We start from the raw sequence: 18905 nt of genomic DNA, 5'->3' as shown, positions 1-18905 counted from the left end.
GGAATGCACCGAATTCAGGACTTAGGCCAGAGCGGATGCGGCACAGTGTCCTTGGCATGCAGAAAATACCGCCTGAAAATCTGTGCATAGCTCATGTACACGTAGTTATCATTGCGATTCAGGTAGTGCGCGCGATTGCGAACATAGAGGCCGGGCAGACGATACCACGGCTCCTTGGGGTGCATATGATGAACGACGTGGTAGTTATTGTTGAGGAAAATCAGTGCCAGCGGCCCACGGTCTTCAATCACCACGGTCCGCCCACTGCATCGTTCATGCGCGCGATGTTCCAAAAATGTCCGAATTTTCAGAATCGACAGCCCGGCATAGGCGCATATCAGATAGGCCCAGAGTGGCATCGTGGCGTAACTCAGCGCCCACAGCACCAGACCCGCCGCCGGGATGTGCCATAGCCAACCGCGCAGCGCGGCGGTGTCGCCAACCCGGATCGCCCGCCAATCGGCATGCATGAACATCAGTTGACCCACCAGCGGTCCCACGACCAGCCGACCCAGCAACGTGTTGTTAAACATGAGCACGCGACGCCACCAGCGCGGCAGCCGGCACCAGACTTCCGGATCCAGATAGTTTGATTCCGGGTCGTCATAAGGATCGGTCAGCAACGAGTCTCGGTGATGGTCCAGATGCAAATCGCGGAATCGTAGGTAGGGCACCAGCAGACCGAGGCACGGAAACACCAGTGCTTCGTTCAGGCGTTGGTTATGAAACGGATGACCATGCAACACTTCATGCGTCAGCGATGAATGTTGTGCAATGGTCAGCGTCGCCAGCACCATCCCCAGCGGCAGCCATAACGCCGCAGCCCATGTGATCGACAGGCCCCAGATCGCATAGACCAGCACCAGCAACACCAGAGTCGGCCATTCCGTGGAGCGACTATCCATGCTGTGTGCCCCAGCGGATACGCGACCAGATACGCTCGTAGATGACATATGTGGTCAGCCCGATCGCCGTGTTGATCAACGCCATTGCCCCGCCCACCGTGGCGGAGCCAGTCATAGCCAAACCCACCAATGCCATGATGATCAACCCCATCAAGTTCCAGATAACCGCCTTGATCAAGGTTCGCTTGGGCCGTTCCATAAATCCTCCTGCTTCCGGACCTCAAAAGCGGCCCTAACAAAAGCGTTACGTCAGGAAATGGCAGGAGGGCATTCCGTATGTAGTTAACATTCTTCCGCATCTGTGATTAAATTCACGTTATGCTAGAAAAAACAGACAAACGTATCCGATCTTTGCTCTTTCGCGGGCGTTTGGCCGAAGCGATGCAACGCAAGCGTATCAGCCAGAGCGCGCTGGCCCGCGCCATCGGTGTGGACCGCTCGACCATTTCTCAGCTTTTATCCGGTGACAGCCCACGCCTTCCCAACGCTCAGGTGGTCGGAGAATGTGCACGTGTGCTGGGCATTTCGGCTGACTGGCTCTTGGGCCTCACCGACCGGCCAGAGACCGCCGCCGACATCCTTGCCAACTCGTTGTCGCTGACCGAGGCACCGCGCGCACTGGTGGATGAGCAAATCTTTCAATGGCACAAGGAGGCGGCAGGTTACAAAATTCGCCACGTCCCCGCAGGTCTGCCCGACATGTTGAAAACCCGCGCTATGCTGGAATGGGAGTACACCCCCCATCTGGGCCGCAGCACCGATCAGGTTATCGGCGCGTCAGAGGATCGCCTGACATGGATGCGCAGCGCGCAATCGGACTATGAAATCGCCTTGCCAATATCCGAATTGCACAGTTGCGCACGGGGCGAAGGGTATTATCGCGGACTGCCCCACGACATTCGGCGTGCCCAGATCGCCCATATGACAGAGATGACACAGCAACTCTATCCACGCCTGCGGCTTTACCTCTTTGACGCTCGGCGGGTATATTCTGCCCCTGTCACGATCTTTGGCCCGTTATTGGCGGTGATCTATATCGGGCGAAATTACATGGCCTTTCGCGACACAGAACGCGTACGCGCCATGACCGAGCATTTCGACCATCTCGTGCGCGAAGCGGCGGTTGCAGCCCGCGAAATGCCCGACCACCTCGAACAGATCGCGACTAAAATGGACCGTAGTGATCAGTAGGGCATGGGATGCGCCCGGTGTGCCGCGTCGATTTCCTTTAACACGGCCTCGCTTAGCACGATTTCGCTGGCATCCAGCGCCCGGTCCAGTTGTGACATGCTGGTTGCGCCAAAGATGACAGAAGCCATGAACGGACGCTGCGCAGCCCACGCCAGCGCTAAATGAACCGGATCCAGATCATGCCGTTCCCCGATGTCCAGATAGGCCTGCACCGCCCCCGGCACCCGGTCTGTGACCCGCCCGCCGAGGTCGGAAACGATTGACATGCGCGACCCGTCCGGCACTGCACCGCCCTGATACTTGCCGGTCAGCAGCCCCGCCGCCAATGGCGTGAACGACAGCAGCCCGACATCCTCATGCATGCTCAGTTCCGCCAAATCAGTGTCGAAGAGACGGCAGAGCAGCGAATATTCGTTCTGGATCGACGCCATGCGCGGCCCATAACCGGCCTCCGCCAGACGTAGCCATTGCGCCGTGCCCCACGCGCTTTCGTTCGACAGGCCGACATGACGTATGGTGCCGCGTTCCACTTCGCGGGCAAGAGCACCCAACACGTCCTCCATATGGTCCAAAACTTCGGCAGTGTTCTGGCCTGACGGGTCAAAAGTCCAGTTCTGCCGAAACATGTAACTACCGCGATTGGGCCAGTGCAGTTGATAAAGGTCGATGTAATCAGTCTGCAAACGTTTCAGCGATCCCTCGACGGCCTCGCGTATCGTGGCCGAAGATATCGGCGCGCCGTCGCGTACCGCGCCGTAACCTTCGCCCGAAACTTTGGTCCCGAGGATTACCTCGTCACGTCGACCGCTTTTTGCGAACCATGCGCCGATGATCTCTTCGGTGCGACCCTGCGTTTCCGGCCCCTTTGGATTCACGGGATACATCTCGGCAGTGTCTATGATGTTGATCCCACGTTCCAGAGCGCGGTCAATCTGTGCATGTCCTTCATCTTGGGTGTTCTGGGTGCCCCATGTCATTGAGCCTAAGCACAACTCACTCACCATCAGCCCGGTGCGGCCCAGCGGGTTCATCTTCATCACGCAATCCTGTCACAGCTTTCTCCGTCAGGCGAAACTTTAATGCCTTTTGCATCGAAGCTGTAGACCCGATTGGTTGCTTCTGGTCTGTTGGCTGGCACAGCCCTCATTGCAGCACATCAACCCGTTGCAAAAGCGCGCTTTTTAATACCTATCGCTCAACCATCCCGCATCAGGTATAAAGACCAAGGCATCGTAGAAAGGTACGTTCATGTTGCTCCGCTCGATGACCCTCGCGCTCGGCCTGTTGGTCGGTGTTGCCACCGCCCCACACGCCGCCCCCGAACTCTATCGCCTCGACACGGCGCGTAGTCAGGTCGGCTTCGAACTGGATATGGACGGGACGGCGCAGCCCGGAACGATGCCAATCAAGACTGCCCGAATGATGATCGACCTAGAAAATGTGCAACGCAGCACTGTCCACGTGACACTTGATGCGCAGGCAGCACAAACCGGTGTGGCCTTTGTCACCGGCATGATGAAGGGACCAGAAGTACTGGATACTGCCAATTTTCCGGAAATCCATTTTCAGTCAACGCGTATCATCGGCGATTTGCAAGGCGCCAGCGTAACAGGCAACCTGACGATTCGCGGCGTCACCCATCCCGTAACTTTGAAAGCAGGCGTCTTTCGCCAACGCGGCACAGACGCATCCAACCGAGACAAGCTGACCGTGCTGCTATCAGGGACGATCAGCCGAGACGCCTTTGGCGCGGGTGGATATCCGGGCTTTGTAGGTGACCGGATTGGCCTTCGTATTGTCGCGCAAATCGAGAAATGACTCTGCGTTGAGTGAATAGACCAAAAACGACCACCTGATGTCGAATACACATGGTGCGCGCACCGCACTTCGTGACAGTCTGGCCGCATTATGCGTATGATCATTTCCTTTGCTGCTCTCTTCTTGTCCGTGATTTTCCTGCAATTTTCGTCGGGCGGCGTCGGCCCACTTGATGCACTCAGCGGGTTGGCACTTGATTTCACCACCGCGCAGATCGGCCTGCTGGGATCGGCGCATTTCCTGGGCTTTTTCATCGGTTGCTGGTGGGCACCACGCCTGATGGGCAGCGTCGGGCACAGCCGTGCCTTTGCCGCGCTGACGGCTGCTGGCACAATTGGGCTGATGTCTCACATGCTGGTCATCGATCCCTACGCCTGGGCATTGATGCGGGTGGCGACAGGCATCTGCGTCGCAGGATGCTACACGGTGATTGAGGCTTGGCTGCAGGCCAAGGTTACCAACGAATCGCGCGGCCGCACCATGGGCGTCTACCGTCTGGTCGACATGGGCGCTTCGCTGCTGGCGCAGATGTTGATTTCGGTACTCGCACCCGCCTCTTATGTTTCCTACAACATTCTGGCGCTGTTTTGCTGTGCCGCGCTGTTGCCGTTGACACTGACCAAGATGCGCGAACCAGAAACGCCTGTCGCCCCGCGGCTGCGCCCCAGCCTTGCCATTGCCTGTTCGCCGCTAGCGGCCCTTGGGGTGGTCGTTGCGGCGCTGTCCAGCGCGACGTTCCGCATGGTCGGCCCGCTCTATGGACAACAGGTCGGGCTTGCGGTTGATCAGATCGCCTATTTCCTCGCCGCTTGCGTCCTCGGCGGGGCATTGGCACAATATCCCGTTGGCTGGTTGGCGGATAAATTCGACCGGCGGCATGTGCTGATCGGATTGTCCTTAGCAGCGATTGTGACCTGCATCGTTACCGCACTCGTTCCTAACCTGAGCCAAACCGGCGTCATGTGGACCGCGTTCTTCTTTGGCCTCACGTCGTTTCCGATCTTTTCCGTCTCGGCAGCGCATGCCAATGACTTTGCCAGAAACGATCAGCGGGTCGAACTATCGGCCGCACTGATGTTCTTCTATGCACTCGGCGCCATCGCCGCCCCCTTGGTCGCCTCAAAGCTGATCGCAGCATTCGGCCCTTCGGCGATGTTCGTGATGATCGCCATCGGTCATGCAGTGCTCATCCTCTTTGGCCTCACCCGGATGCGTGCCCGCCCGACCCGCGCAGATCGCACGCGCTATGTCTGGTCGCCGCGAACCAGTTTCATCATCGGACGGCTCACACGCCAAAGCCGCGATCAGGACTAACCCGCCTCTGGCCCCCCTGCCCAAGCTGCGTTAAAGGATGGCTGCGCGACGCAGGAACAGGCACATTATGGCACGGCATCTGATTACTTCGGCGATCCCCTACATCAACGGGATCAAGCATCTGGGCAACCTCATCGGCAGCCAGCTGCCCGCAGACCTATATGCGCGTTATCTGCGCCAGCGCGGGCACGAAGTTCTATTCCTCTGCGCGACGGACGAACACGGCACACCCGCCGAACTGGCCGCAGCCAAAGCTGGCAAACCCGTCGCGGACTACTGCGCCGAAATGCACATTGTTCAAGCCGACATCGCGCGTGGCTTCCGCCTTAGCTTTGATCATTTCGGGCGATCATCCAGTCCGCAGAACCACGCGCTGACCCAGCATTTCGCAGGCCGCCTGGCCGATCAGGACCTGATCCGCGAAGTCAGTGAAAAGCAGGTTTATTCTAACGCTGATGGTCGTTTCCTTCCCGACCGCTACATCGAGGGCACGTGCCCCAACTGCGGCTACGACAAAGCGCGCGGCGACCAGTGCGAGAACTGCACCAAACAGCTCGACCCGACAGACCTGATTGAGCCCCGCAGCGCCATTTCCGGCTCTACCGATCTGGAAGTGCGTGAGACAAAACACCTCTACCTCAAACAATCAGGGATGCGCGGCCAGTTGAACGACTGGATCGACAGCAAAGCAGACTGGCCCATCCTGACAACATCCATCGCGCGCAAGTGGCTGAATGATGGCGACGGTCTGCGCGACCGCGGCATCACCCGCGATCTGGATTGGGGTATTCCCGTCCGCAAGGGGACCGAGGACTGGCCGGGCATGGAGGGCAAGGTCTTTTACGTCTGGTTTGACGCGCCGATCGAATACATCGCCTGCGCCGGAGAATGGGCGCAGGCCAACGACCTGACAGATTCCGACTGGCAACGCTGGTGGCGCACCGATATGGGCGCGGATGACGTGCGCTACACCCAGTTCATGGGCAAGGATAACGTGCCGTTTCACACCCTCAGCTTTCCAGCCACCATTCTGGGCAGCGGCGAGCCTTGGAAGCTGGTCGATTACATCAAATCATTCAACTACCTCAACTATGACGGCGGCCAGTTCAGCACGTCACAAGGTCGTGGTGTGTTTATGGATCAGGCGCTGGACATCCTGCCAGCGGATTATTGGCGCTGGTGGCTGCTCAGCCATGCGCCAGAGTCGAGCGATTCTGAGTTTACCTGGGAGAATTTCCAAAGCGCGACGAACAAGGACCTGGCTGATGTTCTGGGCAATTTCGTAAGCCGCGTGACCAAGTTCTGCCGCTCAAAATTCGACGAAACCGTACCCGAGAGCGGCACATTCGGACCCGAAGAAACGACGCTGATTGAAACACTGACCACCCGCATCCGCGTCTACGAGGCGCATATGGAAGCGATGGAAGTGCGCAAATCAGCCGCCGAGTTGCGCGCCATATGGGTCGCAGGCAACGAATATCTGCAAACCGTCGCACCATGGTCCACGTTCAAGACCGACCCCCACCGCGCCGCCGCGCAGATCCGGTTGGCACTGAACCTGATCCGCGTCTATGCGGTGCTCAGCGCGCCGTTCATCCCCGATGCCGCCGCAGCGATGTTGGCTGGCATGCAGACGGATGATGACAGCTGGCCCGACGATGTCCCCGCAGCGCTTGAGGCGTTGAAACCCGGCCATGCCTTTACCGTGCCCGAGGTGCTCTTTGCCAAGATTACCGATGAGCAACTCGGGGAATGGCAAGCGCGGTTTTCCGGCACCCGAGACTAATCAACCGCATGCCCGCACTGGCGGAAAGCTGCCAAGCCTCATCGGTCGCTCTTGATTTTCGCGTGGTTCTGCGGCCTTTGTGCGGCGATCAATCCTCACGGGACACGTGACCGCAAATGTTCGCACGCCTCTGCATCCCCGCCGTCCTGCTGCTCCTAGGTGCCTGCGGGTCGACGAAAGCCCCAGAAACCGTTGTCGGCCCTGCCCTCTATCCGGGGGAAACGCCGCAAATCCGCCTGCTCGTCAACCAATACGCAGACCATTACGACGTGCCCCGCCCACTGGTTCACAAGGTCATCCAGCGCGAGAGCGACTACCGGCCAGCGGCCCGTAACGGTCCCTATTACGGTATGATGCAAATCCTGCCCGCCACGGCGCGCGGCATGGGCTTTCGCGGGCAACCCAATGACCTGTTGGATGCCGAAACCAATCTACGCTGGGCGGTGAAGTACCTGCGCGGCGCGTGGCTGGTATCGGATGGTGACATGGATGAGGCGGTGATGTGGTACGCGCGCGGCTACTACTATGAGGCCCGTGATCGTTGTCAGCTGGTCGAGACTGGTTTGCTGGAACGCGAGATTGCCCGGCATTGCCGATAAAGTGACATTCTCAACGGTGCAGAGCACTTTCTGCACAAACAACAAGCTAGGAAATACATATTTCCGTCATTCGGCATAGCTATCCACAGCAAGTCCAATTCACGTCAGAAACAAAAAACGGGAGGCATAATGCCTCCCGTTCCAACTTTCAGCGTGGCTTACGCCGCCTAGGTCACTCTTCGTCAAGCGCCTCGATCTGCTTTTGCAGCTCATCCTTGGACACTTCCTTTTCGGTCACGTCCGACAGCTCGACCACATAATCGACGACCTTTTCCTCGAAGATCGGCGCGCGCATCTGCTGCTGCATCTGCTGGTTCTGCTGCACATACTCAAAGAACTGGCGTTCCTGACCGGGGTACTGGCGGGCCTGCTCCATGATCGCTTGGGTCATCTCCGCATCCGACACCTGAACTTCGGCGCGCTGCCCCAGATCGGCGAGTAGCAGACCCAGACGCACACGGCGCTTGGCCAGCTTGATATGTTCTTCGGTCGGCTCGACTTCAGGATGGTCGTGGCCCTGAACATCGGGGTTCTCGTCGTGCCACAACTGGTGCGCGATCTGGCCTGCCTCAGAGTCGACCATCGACGGCGGCAGATCAAAATCGACCATCTCATCCAGTTGATCCAGCAGCGCGCGCTTCATCACCGCGCGGGCGGCACCGGCGTATTCGGCTTCCAGCCGCTCGCGGATCTGCCCTTTCAGACCATCAAGGTCCTCGGCACCAAACTTCTTGGCCAACTCGTCGTCGATTTCCGCCGCCTTGGGCGCCTTGACCGCTTTGATCGTGCAGCTGAACACTGCTTCTTTACCAGCCAGATGCTCTGCCTGATAATCGTCGGGGAAATTGACGGTCACGTCTTTTTCTTCGTCCGCTTTCACGCCAACCAGCTGTTCCTCGAATCCGGGGATAAAGCTGTTGGAACCCAGAACCAGCGGATAATCCTCTGCCGAGCCACCCTCGAATGCCTCGCCGTCAACCTTGCCGACGAAATCCATCGTGATCTGATCGCCATCTTTGGCCTTGCTGCCCTTCTTGCGATCATCAAAATCCTGAGCACTTTCCGCAAGGCTCGCCAGAGCTTCGTCCACGGCCGCATCATCAGGCGTGACTTTCATCCGCTCCAGCTTGACTTTTTTCATGTCCAGATCGGGGATTTCGGGCAGTGCCTCATAGGACATTTCGACCTGAACGTCGTCGCCCTCTTTCCAATCTTCATTGGCCATCTTGACTGCTGGCTCGCCCGCAGGACGGTCACCAGTGGCCTCGAAATGGGCCTTCATCGCATTGTCGACGGCCTCTTGCATGGCCTCGCCCATCACGCGGGGGCCAAAGTTCTTTTTCATCAGGGCCAGCGGCACTTTGCCTTTGCGAAAGCCCTTCATTTCGACATCGGGTTGCGCTTCTTTCAGCTTTTCGATGACCTTGTCATCCAGCTCTTGCGCCGTGAGCAGCATCGTGTAGGCGCGTTTCAGCCCCTCATTTTGGGTCTCGGTGACCTGCATTGTTCGTCCTCATCCATTGCATCGGGCCGCGGAGGCGTCCGCAGCGGTCAAAATCAGAGGCTTTCTAGGGCTGGCCGGGTGCAGGCGCAAGCAGAGTCTTTGCGCAGGGCGATCGCGTAGCAGCTCAGCGCCGCACAGTCGTTGCCGCCCATTCCAGCGCAACCAGCACCAGCCCCGCCGCCAGTCCCCAGAAAGCCGCGCCAATGCCCATCATACTCAGGCCCGAGGCAGTCACGACAAAGGTGACAGCCGCAGGTGCCGCATGCGCCGACGTCGCCAGTGCCCCGCCCAATGACCCGATAAACGGCCCCAGCAATGCCACGCCTGCCACCACCGCTATCAGGGCAGGCGGAAAGCTGGCAAAGAGCAGCACCAAAGGCATCGCCACAAGCGCAATCGCGGCATAGCCCACCGCATAGACGGGCCCGGTCAGCCAGCGTTTCTCCGGGTCGGGATGCGCGTCCGGTCCCGTACAGATCGACGCGGTGATCGCGGCCAGATTGCTGGAATGCGCCCCCCAGAGCGCCGACACCGCAGACGCGGCCCCTGTGACCAACAGGATCGACCGCCCCGGCACCGGATATCCCGCAGCACGTAGCACGGCAAATCCCGGCAGGTTCTGCGATGCCATCGTCACCAGATAGAGCGGTACCGCGATCCCCAGAACAGCGCCCGGATCGAACACCGGCACGATCATCTCCATCGGCGGCAGGCCACCCTGCCAGACGGGCGCGGCCAGTCCTAGCCACATCGCCAACGGCACCCCGACCGCCAACACGGTCAGCACCGCCCAAATGGGCGAGAACAATCGCACTAGGAAAAACAGCGCAAGCAGCGGCAACACCAGCGCCTCTGCCCCCGGCACGGCGCGAAACGCATCCGCAACGAAGGTAAAGAGCACCCCAGCCAACATCGCAGAGGCCACCGCGCCGGGGATGCGTGACACCGCCCGTTCCAGCATCGGCACCAACCCTGTCGCGATCAACAACAACGCGGCCAGCACGAACGCCCCGGCCGCCACTTCCAGCGACGTGCCGCTGACACCCGCCAACAGTGCCGCACCTGGCGTGGACCATGCGGTGACAATCGGCAGGCGGTGGCGCAGGCTGAGATATCCGGTTGTGATCATCATCGACAGGCACAGAACCGTGATCCATGTCGCCTTCTGCCCCTCGGTTGCCTCCAGCGCATCGGCGGCAGCGAGGATGATCGCGACGGAGCCACCAAAGCCGACCAATACAGCCACCAGTGCGGAAATGACGATTGAAATGCGCATAGCGATTCTCTGATTGTATCCAATTCAAATTTTTGGATACAATATAAAATGAAGTCAATGAAGGGCTGCCATGCATACGCCTCCTCACACACGCGGCGATCAGGCCGAACAGATCGTAACCGGCCTGCGCGCCGACATTTTGTCAGGCGCGCTGCCTCCAAACGCGCCGCTGGGACAACAAGAGATCGCCGCGCGATTTGCGGTCAGCCGCATTCCCGTACGCGAGGCCTTGCGACGGCTGGAGCATGATGGGCTGGTCAGCATCGTGCCAAACACCAGCGCACGGGTAACGCCACTGCGCATTGCTGATCTGATCGAGCTAAGTGAGATGCGGATTGCCGCCGAAACACTGGCGCTGCGCCGCGCGGTGCCCAACCTCAGCGATGCGCACATTGACGAGGCAGAGGCGATCCAGACCCGGCTGGAGGCAGCACCACCCGCTGAGTTTGCACAACTCAACGCCGATTTTCACCGTCAGTTATACATGCCCGCAGCACGCCCGCGTCTGCTGGCACATATCGACGCGCTTGGTCTGCTGGCAGAACGCTACCTGCGGCGTACGGTCGAAAAACTGGACTATGCCGGGACGTCGCATGCCGAACATCACGCGATCTTGGGCGCCTGCCGGGCGCGGGATGCTGATCACGCCGTAAGTCTGCTAACCTATCATATCGACACGGCAGTGAGTACGCTCAGCACCGCACTGATTGAGGAAGGCCAAATCGCGACATAGCGCAGATCAGAACACGCCCATGCTCAGCCCTGCCGCCAGCGCCATGCCCAGCTCGCGGCATGTATCCAGTTCGGCTTCGGGTATTGTTTTTTCGGCCAGAATTTCCTCTGGCGTCTGGGCGTGGGTGCAGACGATCAGCGGATCCTGCACTTGACGCAGGCGCCATCCCTGCGCGATCCGCGCAACCTGACGTACAGCATTTTCGCCGTCCGACCCAGCACAGACCATCTGCGCATAGGGCCGCGCCTCGATCTTGCCCAAAACCGGATAATAACAACGATCAAAGAAATCCTTCATCACCCCTGCAATCGCGGCAAGGTTCTCTGGCCCGCAAAAGATATACCCGTCAGCCTCCAGCAAATCATTCGGGCCAGCCTGATCGGCACGTTTCAGTATCGTCTCTGCCTCATCACGCGCAGCGTCCGCCGCAGCCTCGGCCATTTGTCGACTACCGCCGGTTTTCGAATGATAGACAATCAAGAGCTTGGTCATGGCCCCATGTTACCCGTTGCCGCGCCGCTGTACCATATTGCTGCCCTTCACCTGTCGGGGACACCGACCGAAAAGGGCTACTTATCCAATATCATCGATGATCCCACGAACGGCCTTGTTCAAGCTTTGGTAGAAATTCGCATAGGCTGCCACGCGCGCCTTAACGTCGGTTGCCTCATCCGGAATCTCGGCCAACGTATTATCAATTTCATGCTGCGCACGCGCCAGGCCTGTCGCCACACCTTCCATCATGCTGGCATAGGGATTGTCGGACAGCTGGAAAAAATCCTGCCTCTGTCCCGGCTTGGTGACACGCCGCACTAGGCAACGATCTTCCAGAATCCGCGTGGCCGTGCTGACGCTGCCGCGACTGACCTGTAGTTGGCTGGCAATATCACCGAACGCCACAGCATCACCGCCCCACACCAGTAAGCCCAGAACGCGCCCGGCGATCCGAGGCAAGCCATCGCCCTGCGCGATCAGGCCGATCTTCTCAATGAACTCAATGCGTGTCTGTTGCATGTCCTTGGTCATCTTCTGGACCTCTTTCCCTGCACGTTTTGCATCACGCGTCTCTCGGTTTGTTTGTACCAAAGGTAGTCACTAACCCACGTCGAATGCGCGTTTTCATCCCGTCGATCATACTAAAGAGCGACGGTACAAACAGCAGTGAAAGCACGGTAGACAGCAACAAGCCCCCGATCACGGCCACCGCCATCGGTGCGCGAAACTCACCGCCTTCGCCGAGAGCAAGCGCGCTCGGCACCATGCCGGCAGTCATCGCAATCGTGGTCATAATGATCGGTCGCGCCCGTTTGTGCCCGGCATCCATCATCGCTGCGTCTTTCTCCACGCCGTCTTTCATGGCCTCCAGTGCAAATTCGACCAGCATGATGGCGTTCTTGGTCACGATGCCCATCAACATCAGGAAGCCGATAACCACCGACAGACCGATGCCCGCACCATAGACATACAGGCCGAAGATCGCGCCACCGATCGCCAGCGGCAGCGACATCAGGATTGTGATCGGCGTGACGAAACTGGCAAAAAGCAGCACGAGGACGACATAAACCAGCAAGATACCTGCCCCCATTGCCAGCCCGAACTGGGTAAAGATTTCTTCCATCACTTCGGCATCACCACCTGCCTGAATAGATGTGCCCTCTGGCATATCCATAGCGATGGGCAGCGCGTTGACCGCAGCAGTGGCCGGTCCCAGAAGATACCCGTCGGCCACGTCCGCTTCGACCGTGGTACGGTATTGGCGGTCATAACGTTCTATCGACGTAGGCCCCGTGGACAGTGCCATGTCGGCCACCACGCTCAGCGGCACAGGTGCGCCTGTTGTGCTGGGAATGCGCAAGCCGGACATGCGAAACAGGTCGTTTCGCGCGTCTTCCTCCAATCGCACGAGGATCGGTATCTGCCGCTCGCCGGTATTAAACTTGGCGACATTGCCGCCGGATTCACCAATGGTCGCAATTCGCACGGTCGAGGCCAGCGCCGCAGATGTGATACCCATTTCCGCCGCCAGCTCTGATTTCGGCGTTATCTGGATCTCGGGCCGCAGCAAGGATGCCGCGCTCGCCGCGCCGACGATTTCGGGCAGCTTGTTCATTTCCTTGGCCAGAGCCGCAGCCGCAACGGCGGTCGTATCGACTGCATTCCCCAGAACACTGATCGACAAGTCACGAGTTCCACTCTCGGACAGAACAAAGAGACGGACATCCGGTATCGGGGCCAGCAGAACTTCCAGTTGGTCGATGATCTCGAATGAGCTGCGTTCACGATCCGTTTTTGACCCGAAGCCGATGCGTATCGTCGCCGTCGTATCCTGACCGTCCACGAACACCGTTTCAACTTCGGGTACTGTGCGGATTGCTTCGGTGACACGGCGCGAGACTGCGCGCGTTTCCTCCATCAGCGATCCCGGCGGCAATTCGATCGATACACTGGCACGTCCGGTATCAGAGGGGGGCACGAACTCTGTCGGCAGCAATGTGGCCGAGAAAATGGACGCGGCGAAAATAGCCAGCCCCAATGTCAGCGTGATCACCCGGTTGTGCAACGTCCATCCCAGAATGCGCATGTAGGCGCGCATGATCCATCCGTCTTTCTCTTCCTCCGGCGCGATCCCGTCACGTAGAAGATACGCGGCCATCATCGGTGTGATCAGGCGCGCAACCAGTAGCGAGAACAACACCGCAACAGCGACGGTCAGGCCGAACTGTTTGAAATACTGACCCGCGATTCCGGACATGAAGCTAACCGGCGCAAACACTGCCACGATGGTAAAGCTAATTGCGATCACCGTCATACCGATCTCTGACGCCGCTTCCTCCGAGGCCTCATAGGCCGGTTTGCCCATCTGGATATGTCGAACGATATTCTCGATCTCGACAATCGCATCATCCACCAGAATTCCCGTTACCAACGTGATCCCCAACAGCGATACAGTGTTGAGCGAGAAGCCCAGATAACTCATCACGATGAAGGTGGGAATGATCGACAGTGGCAATGCTACCGCCGTGATGATCGTCGCGCGCCAATTCTTGAGGAACAGGAAAACCACGATGATGGCCAGCGCCGCCCCCTCATAGAGCGTCTCCATCGCGGAATGATAATTTCCCTCGGTGTAATGCGTTGCATCATCAATCAGCGAAAAGCTGGCATTCGGATATGCTTCCTCCAATACGGCCAGCCTGGCCTTGGCATTGTCCCCCGCTGCCAGATCGCTGGCCCCGGTCGAGCGGAACACGCCGAACGCGACGACCGGCTGGCCGTTGAACATGGCAAAGGTCTCCGTCTCGGTCGCACCAAAGGCAACCGTGCCCATCTGATCCAGTCGCACAGTCCGGCCCGATCCAAGTGTGATCGGTGTCGACGCCAGTTCTGCAACGGTCGCAGCACTGCCCAGCGCACGGATAGAAAACTCTTGCCCCGCCAGATCACCCGATCCACCGCCCAGATCGATGTTGTTCTGCATAAGTTGGCTGTTGATATCCGCCGCCGTCAGCCCAAGGGCCAGCATACGGTCCGGGTCAAGTTCGACCTGAATGGCCTCATCACCGCCCCCGATCCGATCGACCTTGCCAACGCCATCCTCGGCAGTCAGTTCGCGTGCAACGATCTCGTCCACGAAATAGGACAGATCCTCGATGGTGCGCGTGGGGTCAGACACGGCGTAGGTCAGGATTGGCATCCCCGTGACGTCGACGCGCTGAATGTTTGGCTCCATGATACTGTCAGGCAGATCACTGATGATCCCCGCCACCGCGTCCTTGACGTCGTTCAGTGCCCGGTCGGTATCAACCTCCAGATCGAATTCGATCGTCACGGTGGCATATCCGTCGGTCGCCGTTGCCGACACATGGCTCACCCCCGTGACATCCGAGACAGCGCTTTCAACCGGCTTGACGATCTGGTTGGCGATTTCCGATGGTGCCGCACCGGGCTGTGCGATCCCCACTGTCACGATCGGAATGTCGATGTTGGGAAACTGCGTCACCGGCAGTCGGAAAAAGCTGACCATCCCAACAATCACCAGAACCAGGAACAACGCCAGCGATGGCACCGGCTTGCGAATGGCCCATGTGGACATGTTCATTCGGAGTCAGCCTCTGCTGTGGTCGTTTTGGGAAAAATCGGGTTGATCTTGTCGCCGTCGCCAAAGAAAGAACCAGCCTTGGCCACGACAACTTCGCCCTTGGTCAGGCCCTTCACAATCTCGCGCAGGTCATTCCAGATCAATCCGGCAACGACGCTGCGTTTTTCCAAAACACCGTCCGCGACAACGAGGACAAAAGTACCCGCGCTGTCAGTCAAAACGGCGGATGTCGGGACTGCCGGCGACGTTCTCTGATCCGTGATCACCCAGCCGCTGACGAACACACCGGACCTCAGATCATTCTGAGTGTCCGTCTCAATGCGGATCGTTCCCAACCGATTGACTGGATCAACCGTCGGTGAAATGCGCCTGACGACGCCGGACACGTCGCCCACCCCCGCCACTGACAGGTTAACGGCATCCCCCTTGGTGATCTGCCCCAGCGCGGTCTCGATCACCTCTGCCTCGACTTCGACAATGCCGTTTTCAATCATGCGGAAAATCGGCTCTCCACCGGATGCGGCAATCGCCCCGATCTGGCCGTTGCGTGCAGAGATCAAACCATCAACCGGCGCCCGCAGGGTTGTTCTCTCCAGATTAAGTTCGGCAATATCCAGTTGCGCCTGCGCCTGCTGTAACTGTGCCTCGGCCACTGCCAGACCATCGGTGGCAGATGCAACAGCCGCATCAGCGGTTTGCGAGTCAGCCAGCGCCTGATCCAGCACTGTCTGGGTTGTCGTCCCTGCCTCCATCAGACGCTTTGCCCGGTCGAGCGCCGCCGTCGTCCGTGTTGCTGTCGCCTTTGCTGACACGATTTGGCTTTTGGCCTGCCCGACACTGGATTTGGCTCGGGCAAACTCTGCCTTGGATCGCGCCAGTTCTGCGGTCAGGGTTCGCGCATTCAGCGTAGCCAGAACATCGCCCGCCTTTACCAGATCGCCAACATCGGCCTGCAATGTGTCAATCGGCGACCCATTCACCTCCGGAAAGACCAGCACTTCTTCGCGCGGCACCAGCGTCCCCGACACCGGAACCCGGCCAATCATTTTGGCCTCAACCACCGAGGCGACTGTAACAGAGGCGATCGTCACCGCCTTTTGCGGCGTTGCGGTCGCGTTTTCGGCCCATGCCGGATGTGGACCAACAACCAGAGCCGCCGCGAGTATCAACGGAAAATACGTGCGATTGCCTTTGATTTGTACATCGCGTGCTGCACGTTTCGTGTTTTCCGGCATCGACCATCCTTTTCCAAAACGAAGCCGTCCAAGATCCGGAAAGCTCGCAATAGAAATACAGCGTGCGGCAATCATGTCAATTTAATTGTTCAGTACAAACTAAACGAAATCAGGAGGGCTGACCTCTCTCTGCCGCCTTTACCTGCCACCTGAGTGGATCAAGATCATGGCACCACAGCGAAAGTTCAAAGACTAAGGCTGCCAGTCATTACCCAGCGCCGCATGCACGGCCATCACGGCGCGAACCAAGTCAGCTTCGTTCATGCCCTCTTCCGGACAATGACTGCCATTCCAGTTTCTCACGAAAACCATCACGCTATCCCACCCGGCAACGGCAAAGGCCGCCGCATCGTGGCCACCGCCCGAAGACATGCGCCGGGGCGCTTCGCCAAAACGCGCTGCTCCGCGCGCAATCCGCTCCGCCATAGGCCGTGACAGCGTTGCAGGTCGACTGCGGCTCTGCGCCCCCAGCGAGAACGCGATGCCCGAGCGTTCTGACTCGATCCGCGCGATCTCGGTTTTCAGGTGCGAATCTGCCCGTTCGAGTACAGACAAATCTGTTGATCGCAGATCAACGCAGAACTCCAACTCGCCCGCAACCTTTGCCATTGCGTGTGCAGAAGTCGCGGCATCGACACGACCGAATGTAACGGTCAGATCATCACCCGCCTCCTGCATTTCGCCCCAGATCCGATCCATCGCCAGAACCAGATCTGAAAACGCAACCACAGCGTCGGCACGATCCGCACGTGGCGTTCCCCCGGAATGGGCCCATTGCCCGGTGATCCGGGCGCTACGATACCGCAACCCGCCGCGAATGGCGGTCACCAGTCCATAAGCCTCACCAGCAGCATGCAAAACCGGCCCTTGTTCGATGTGAAACTCCAGAAACTGCGCCGGATCGGGCGCTTTGGTCGCGATCACGGCCTCTGGATCGTACCCTTGCGAGCACATATGCGCAGCGAGGCTCTGACCCGTATCAACACGCTTTGCGTCCAGTTCCTCTGCGGTCAGCTTTCCAAGATACGCGCGCGACCCGATATAAGAGACCGGAAACCATACGCTTTCCTCTGCTCGCGTCACGGTCAGCACGATGTCCATCGGCGGTAGCACGTTGCCCGCCCGAAACGCAGCAATCAGGGCCATCGCCCCGGCCACCCCTGCCTGTCCATCATAGGCCCCGCCCTGACTGACGGTGTCCAAATGTGATCCGGTGAACAGTGCAGGCGCGGTGCGGTCCTGCCCCGCAAGGCGCGCAAACAGGTTTCCCGCCGCATCACGACTGACCTCCAGTCCAAGGGCGAGTGCCTCTTTTTCGATCAGCGCATGAGCCTTGCTTTCCAGATCACTGTAGGATGGACGCGTCCAGCCCGGCCCGCTGTCGGACAGCGTGTTTACCCCGGCAATGACACGGCTGATCGTTTCTCTGATCACTCGCTCGGCATCACTCGGATCAGTCGTGGTGGCGCTGCGGCTTGGCGTCATACCTTATTTCTCCAGACTTCGGGATTAATCGTCATGGTTGGCAACCGCCCCGACAACGCTTCGATTACTTGCGACGCTGCGGCTTCGGCAGTCCGTCGCAGCGCGGCTTCGGTCGTACCACCAATGTGAGGCGTAAAAATTACGTTGGGAAATGTCGCTAGCAGCCCCTGTGCCGCGTGTGCGGAAACCATATCAAGCCCTGCACCGCCCAGCTTGCCTGCGGTCAGCGCGTCCTGTAACGCGGGTTCATCGATCAGACCGGCCCTAGCAACGTTGATCAGGATCGCGCCCGGTTTCATCGCCGTAAACGCGCTCGCGTCGATCAGATTGCGGGTTTCCGGACGTAGCGGTGCATTCAACGAAATCAGGTCCGCCTCGGCCAGAGCGGTGTGCAGATCCGGCGCATGCGTCACCCACTGCTCTGCAGGTCGCCTCGGTGTATGGGCGAGAACACGCATGCCAAATGCGTCATGCAGCATTCCGCCCAAACTGCTGCCGGTGGCGCCCCAGCCGACAATCAAGGCCGTGCCATCCGACAGTTCTCTGAACGATGCAGACTCGCGGAAACCGGCCTGCCCCAAGCGCATTGCTCCATCTGCCGCCGGTATGCGGCGCGCCACCCCCAGCGCAAGCCCCAGCGCCAGCTCTGCCACCGAGCGCGCATTCGTTCCCGGAGTATTTGTGATCAGCACGCCAGCCTTGGCCGCTGCCTGCTTGTCAACCGGATCATGCCCGGCCCCGTGCACCGCCACCACGCGTAGCTTGTCGGCAGCGGCGAACGCACCTGCATCAAACCCTGCATCCCGCGTGATCGCCGCATCACAATCTAGAATGTGCCGCGCGACGGTTTCCATATCTGGTGCAGGGCAAATGACGGGCGTGATCCCACTCTGTCGGAGCCGCTCAAGCCCGGCTTGATGGATCGGCTGTATGATCAGGCATTTCATGTCTATCTCACCT

Annotated in this window: 17 protein-coding genes; 6 read left to right on the top strand and 11 right to left on the bottom strand. The window is 59.2% G+C overall.

Translation table 11 applies throughout. The features are described from left to right. Positions 1-14 precede the first annotated feature (14 nt). Positions 15-905 (bottom strand): fatty acid desaturase, encoded by an 891-nt coding sequence (locus N7U68_RS17220; RefSeq protein WP_263047607.1) that lies wholly within the window; start codon positions 903-905, stop codon positions 15-17. Next, positions 898-1104 (bottom strand): DUF2061 domain-containing protein, encoded by a 207-nt coding sequence (locus N7U68_RS17215; RefSeq protein WP_263047606.1) that lies wholly within the window; start codon positions 1102-1104, stop codon positions 898-900. The genes N7U68_RS17220 and N7U68_RS17215 overlap by 8 nt, the downstream gene beginning before the upstream one ends. Positions 1105-1223: 119 nt before the next feature. On the opposite strand from N7U68_RS17215, the gene N7U68_RS17210 reads away from it, so the two are divergent. Next, entirely contained in the window at positions 1224-2096 is an 873-nt protein-coding gene (locus N7U68_RS17210) for a helix-turn-helix domain-containing protein (protein WP_263047605.1), read from the top strand. Here N7U68_RS17210 and N7U68_RS17205 read toward each other — a convergent pair. After that, positions 2090-3133, bottom strand: coding sequence for an aldo/keto reductase (locus N7U68_RS17205; RefSeq protein WP_263047604.1), 1044 nt, complete (start codon positions 3131-3133; stop codon positions 2090-2092). The two genes, N7U68_RS17210 and N7U68_RS17205, sit on opposite strands and share 7 nt — an antisense overlap. A 211-nt stretch (positions 3134-3344) precedes the next feature. Between N7U68_RS17205 and N7U68_RS17200 the strand changes: the two genes are divergently transcribed. From N7U68_RS17200 to N7U68_RS17185, 4 genes are all read left to right on the top strand, one after another. Continuing rightward, entirely contained in the window at positions 3345-3914 is a 570-nt protein-coding gene (locus N7U68_RS17200; protein WP_263047603.1) for a YceI family protein, read from the top strand. Positions 3915-4004: 90 nt separating this feature from the next. Beyond that, positions 4005-5228 carry an MFS transporter gene (locus tag N7U68_RS17195; protein ID WP_165193558.1) on the top strand — a complete coding sequence of 408 codons (1224 nt, stop codon included), beginning with the start codon at positions 4005-4007 and terminating at the stop codon, positions 5226-5228. 67 nt (positions 5229-5295) lie between these two features. Continuing rightward, on the top strand, positions 5296-7014 hold the full coding sequence (gene metG / locus N7U68_RS17190) for a methionine--tRNA ligase (RefSeq protein ID WP_263047602.1): 1719 nt from the start codon (positions 5296-5298) through the stop codon (positions 7012-7014). Between the two features lie 116 nt (positions 7015-7130). Continuing rightward, the gene (locus N7U68_RS17185) at positions 7131-7613 is read left to right on the top strand and encodes a lytic transglycosylase domain-containing protein (protein WP_165193562.1); all 483 of its coding nucleotides are present in this window, start codon (positions 7131-7133) and stop codon (positions 7611-7613) included. 172 nt (positions 7614-7785) lie between these two features. Here the strand turns inward: N7U68_RS17185 and tig are convergent, their stop codons facing one another. Beyond that, a complete protein-coding gene (gene tig / locus N7U68_RS17180) occupies positions 7786-9117 on the bottom strand; it encodes a trigger factor (RefSeq protein WP_165193564.1) in 1332 nt (443 codons plus the stop codon). A gap of 124 nt (positions 9118-9241) precedes the next feature. After that, on the bottom strand, positions 9242-10393 hold the full coding sequence (locus tag N7U68_RS17175) for a benzoate/H(+) symporter BenE family transporter (RefSeq protein ID WP_263047601.1): 1152 nt from the start codon (positions 10391-10393) through the stop codon (positions 9242-9244). A gap of 70 nt (positions 10394-10463) precedes the next feature. On the opposite strand from N7U68_RS17175, the gene N7U68_RS17170 reads away from it, so the two are divergent. Continuing rightward, on the top strand, positions 10464-11126 hold the full coding sequence (locus N7U68_RS17170; protein ID WP_165193568.1) for a GntR family transcriptional regulator: 663 nt from the start codon (positions 10464-10466) through the stop codon (positions 11124-11126). A gap of 6 nt (positions 11127-11132) precedes the next feature. On the opposite strand, the gene N7U68_RS17165 is transcribed toward N7U68_RS17170, so the two are convergent. From N7U68_RS17165 to N7U68_RS17140, 6 genes are all read right to left on the bottom strand, one after another. Continuing rightward, positions 11133-11618: a flavodoxin family protein gene (locus N7U68_RS17165; RefSeq protein WP_263047600.1), complete on the bottom strand. Its 486-nt coding sequence runs from the start codon at positions 11616-11618 to the stop codon at positions 11133-11135. A gap of 81 nt (positions 11619-11699) precedes the next feature. After that, on the bottom strand, positions 11700-12152 hold the full coding sequence (locus N7U68_RS17160; protein ID WP_263047599.1) for a GbsR/MarR family transcriptional regulator: 453 nt from the start codon (positions 12150-12152) through the stop codon (positions 11700-11702). Between the two features lie 31 nt (positions 12153-12183). Continuing rightward, entirely contained in the window at positions 12184-15225 is a 3042-nt protein-coding gene (locus N7U68_RS17155) for an efflux RND transporter permease subunit (protein WP_263047598.1), read from the bottom strand. Continuing rightward, positions 15222-16460 carry an efflux RND transporter periplasmic adaptor subunit gene (locus tag N7U68_RS17150; RefSeq protein ID WP_263047597.1) on the bottom strand — a complete coding sequence of 413 codons (1239 nt, stop codon included), beginning with the start codon at positions 16458-16460 and terminating at the stop codon, positions 15222-15224. The genes N7U68_RS17155 and N7U68_RS17150 overlap by 4 nt, the downstream gene beginning before the upstream one ends. 192 nt (positions 16461-16652) lie before the next feature. Further along, positions 16653-17945, bottom strand: a complete 1293-nt coding sequence (locus N7U68_RS17145) for a hydantoinase/carbamoylase family amidase (protein WP_263047596.1) — start codon at positions 17943-17945, stop codon at positions 16653-16655. After that, a complete protein-coding gene (locus N7U68_RS17140) occupies positions 17942-18892 on the bottom strand; it encodes an NAD(P)-dependent oxidoreductase (protein ID WP_263047595.1) in 951 nt (316 codons plus the stop codon). Before N7U68_RS17140 ends, N7U68_RS17145 begins: the two co-directional genes overlap by 4 nt. Positions 18893-18905: the final 13 nt, after the last annotated feature.

This window comes from Roseovarius pelagicus, from assembly GCF_025639885.1.
GTDB lineage: Bacteria > Pseudomonadota > Alphaproteobacteria > Rhodobacterales > Rhodobacteraceae > Roseovarius > Roseovarius pelagicus.
The sequence above is the reverse complement of the archived record's forward strand: the minus strand, read 5'-3'. Positions and strand labels throughout refer to the sequence as shown.

Excerpts from the sequence above, each read along its gene's own strand:
- N7U68_RS17220 (WP_263047607.1), bottom strand. The coding sequence starts at position 905 with ATGGATAGTCGCTCCACGGAATGGCCGACTCTGGTGTTGCTGGTGCTG.
- N7U68_RS17215 (WP_263047606.1), bottom strand. The coding sequence starts at position 1,104 with ATGGAACGGCCCAAGCGAACCTTGATCAAGGCGGTTATCTGGAACTTG.
- N7U68_RS17210 (WP_263047605.1), top strand. The coding sequence starts at position 1,224 with ATGCTAGAAAAAACAGACAAACGTATCCGATCTTTGCTCTTTCGCGGG.
- N7U68_RS17205 (WP_263047604.1), bottom strand. The coding sequence starts at position 3,133 with ATGAAGATGAACCCGCTGGGCCGCACCGGGCTGATGGTGAGTGAGTTG.
- N7U68_RS17200 (WP_263047603.1), top strand. The coding sequence starts at position 3,345 with ATGTTGCTCCGCTCGATGACCCTCGCGCTCGGCCTGTTGGTCGGTGTT.
- N7U68_RS17195 (WP_165193558.1), top strand. The coding sequence starts at position 4,005 with ATGCGTATGATCATTTCCTTTGCTGCTCTCTTCTTGTCCGTGATTTTC.
- metG (WP_263047602.1), top strand. The coding sequence starts at position 5,296 with ATGGCACGGCATCTGATTACTTCGGCGATCCCCTACATCAACGGGATC.
- N7U68_RS17185 (WP_165193562.1), top strand. The coding sequence starts at position 7,131 with ATGTTCGCACGCCTCTGCATCCCCGCCGTCCTGCTGCTCCTAGGTGCC.
- tig (WP_165193564.1), bottom strand. The coding sequence starts at position 9,117 with ATGCAGGTCACCGAGACCCAAAATGAGGGGCTGAAACGCGCCTACACG.
- N7U68_RS17175 (WP_263047601.1), bottom strand. The coding sequence starts at position 10,393 with ATGCGCATTTCAATCGTCATTTCCGCACTGGTGGCTGTATTGGTCGGC.
- N7U68_RS17170 (WP_165193568.1), top strand. The coding sequence starts at position 10,464 with ATGCATACGCCTCCTCACACACGCGGCGATCAGGCCGAACAGATCGTA.
- N7U68_RS17165 (WP_263047600.1), bottom strand. The coding sequence starts at position 11,618 with ATGACCAAGCTCTTGATTGTCTATCATTCGAAAACCGGCGGTAGTCGA.
- N7U68_RS17160 (WP_263047599.1), bottom strand. The coding sequence starts at position 12,152 with ATGACCAAGGACATGCAACAGACACGCATTGAGTTCATTGAGAAGATC.
- N7U68_RS17155 (WP_263047598.1), bottom strand. The coding sequence starts at position 15,225 with ATGAACATGTCCACATGGGCCATTCGCAAGCCGGTGCCATCGCTGGCG.
- N7U68_RS17150 (WP_263047597.1), bottom strand. The coding sequence starts at position 16,460 with ATGCCGGAAAACACGAAACGTGCAGCACGCGATGTACAAATCAAAGGC.
- N7U68_RS17145 (WP_263047596.1), bottom strand. The coding sequence starts at position 17,945 with ATGACGCCAAGCCGCAGCGCCACCACGACTGATCCGAGTGATGCCGAG.
- N7U68_RS17140 (WP_263047595.1), bottom strand. The coding sequence starts at position 18,892 with ATGAAATGCCTGATCATACAGCCGATCCATCAAGCCGGGCTTGAGCGG.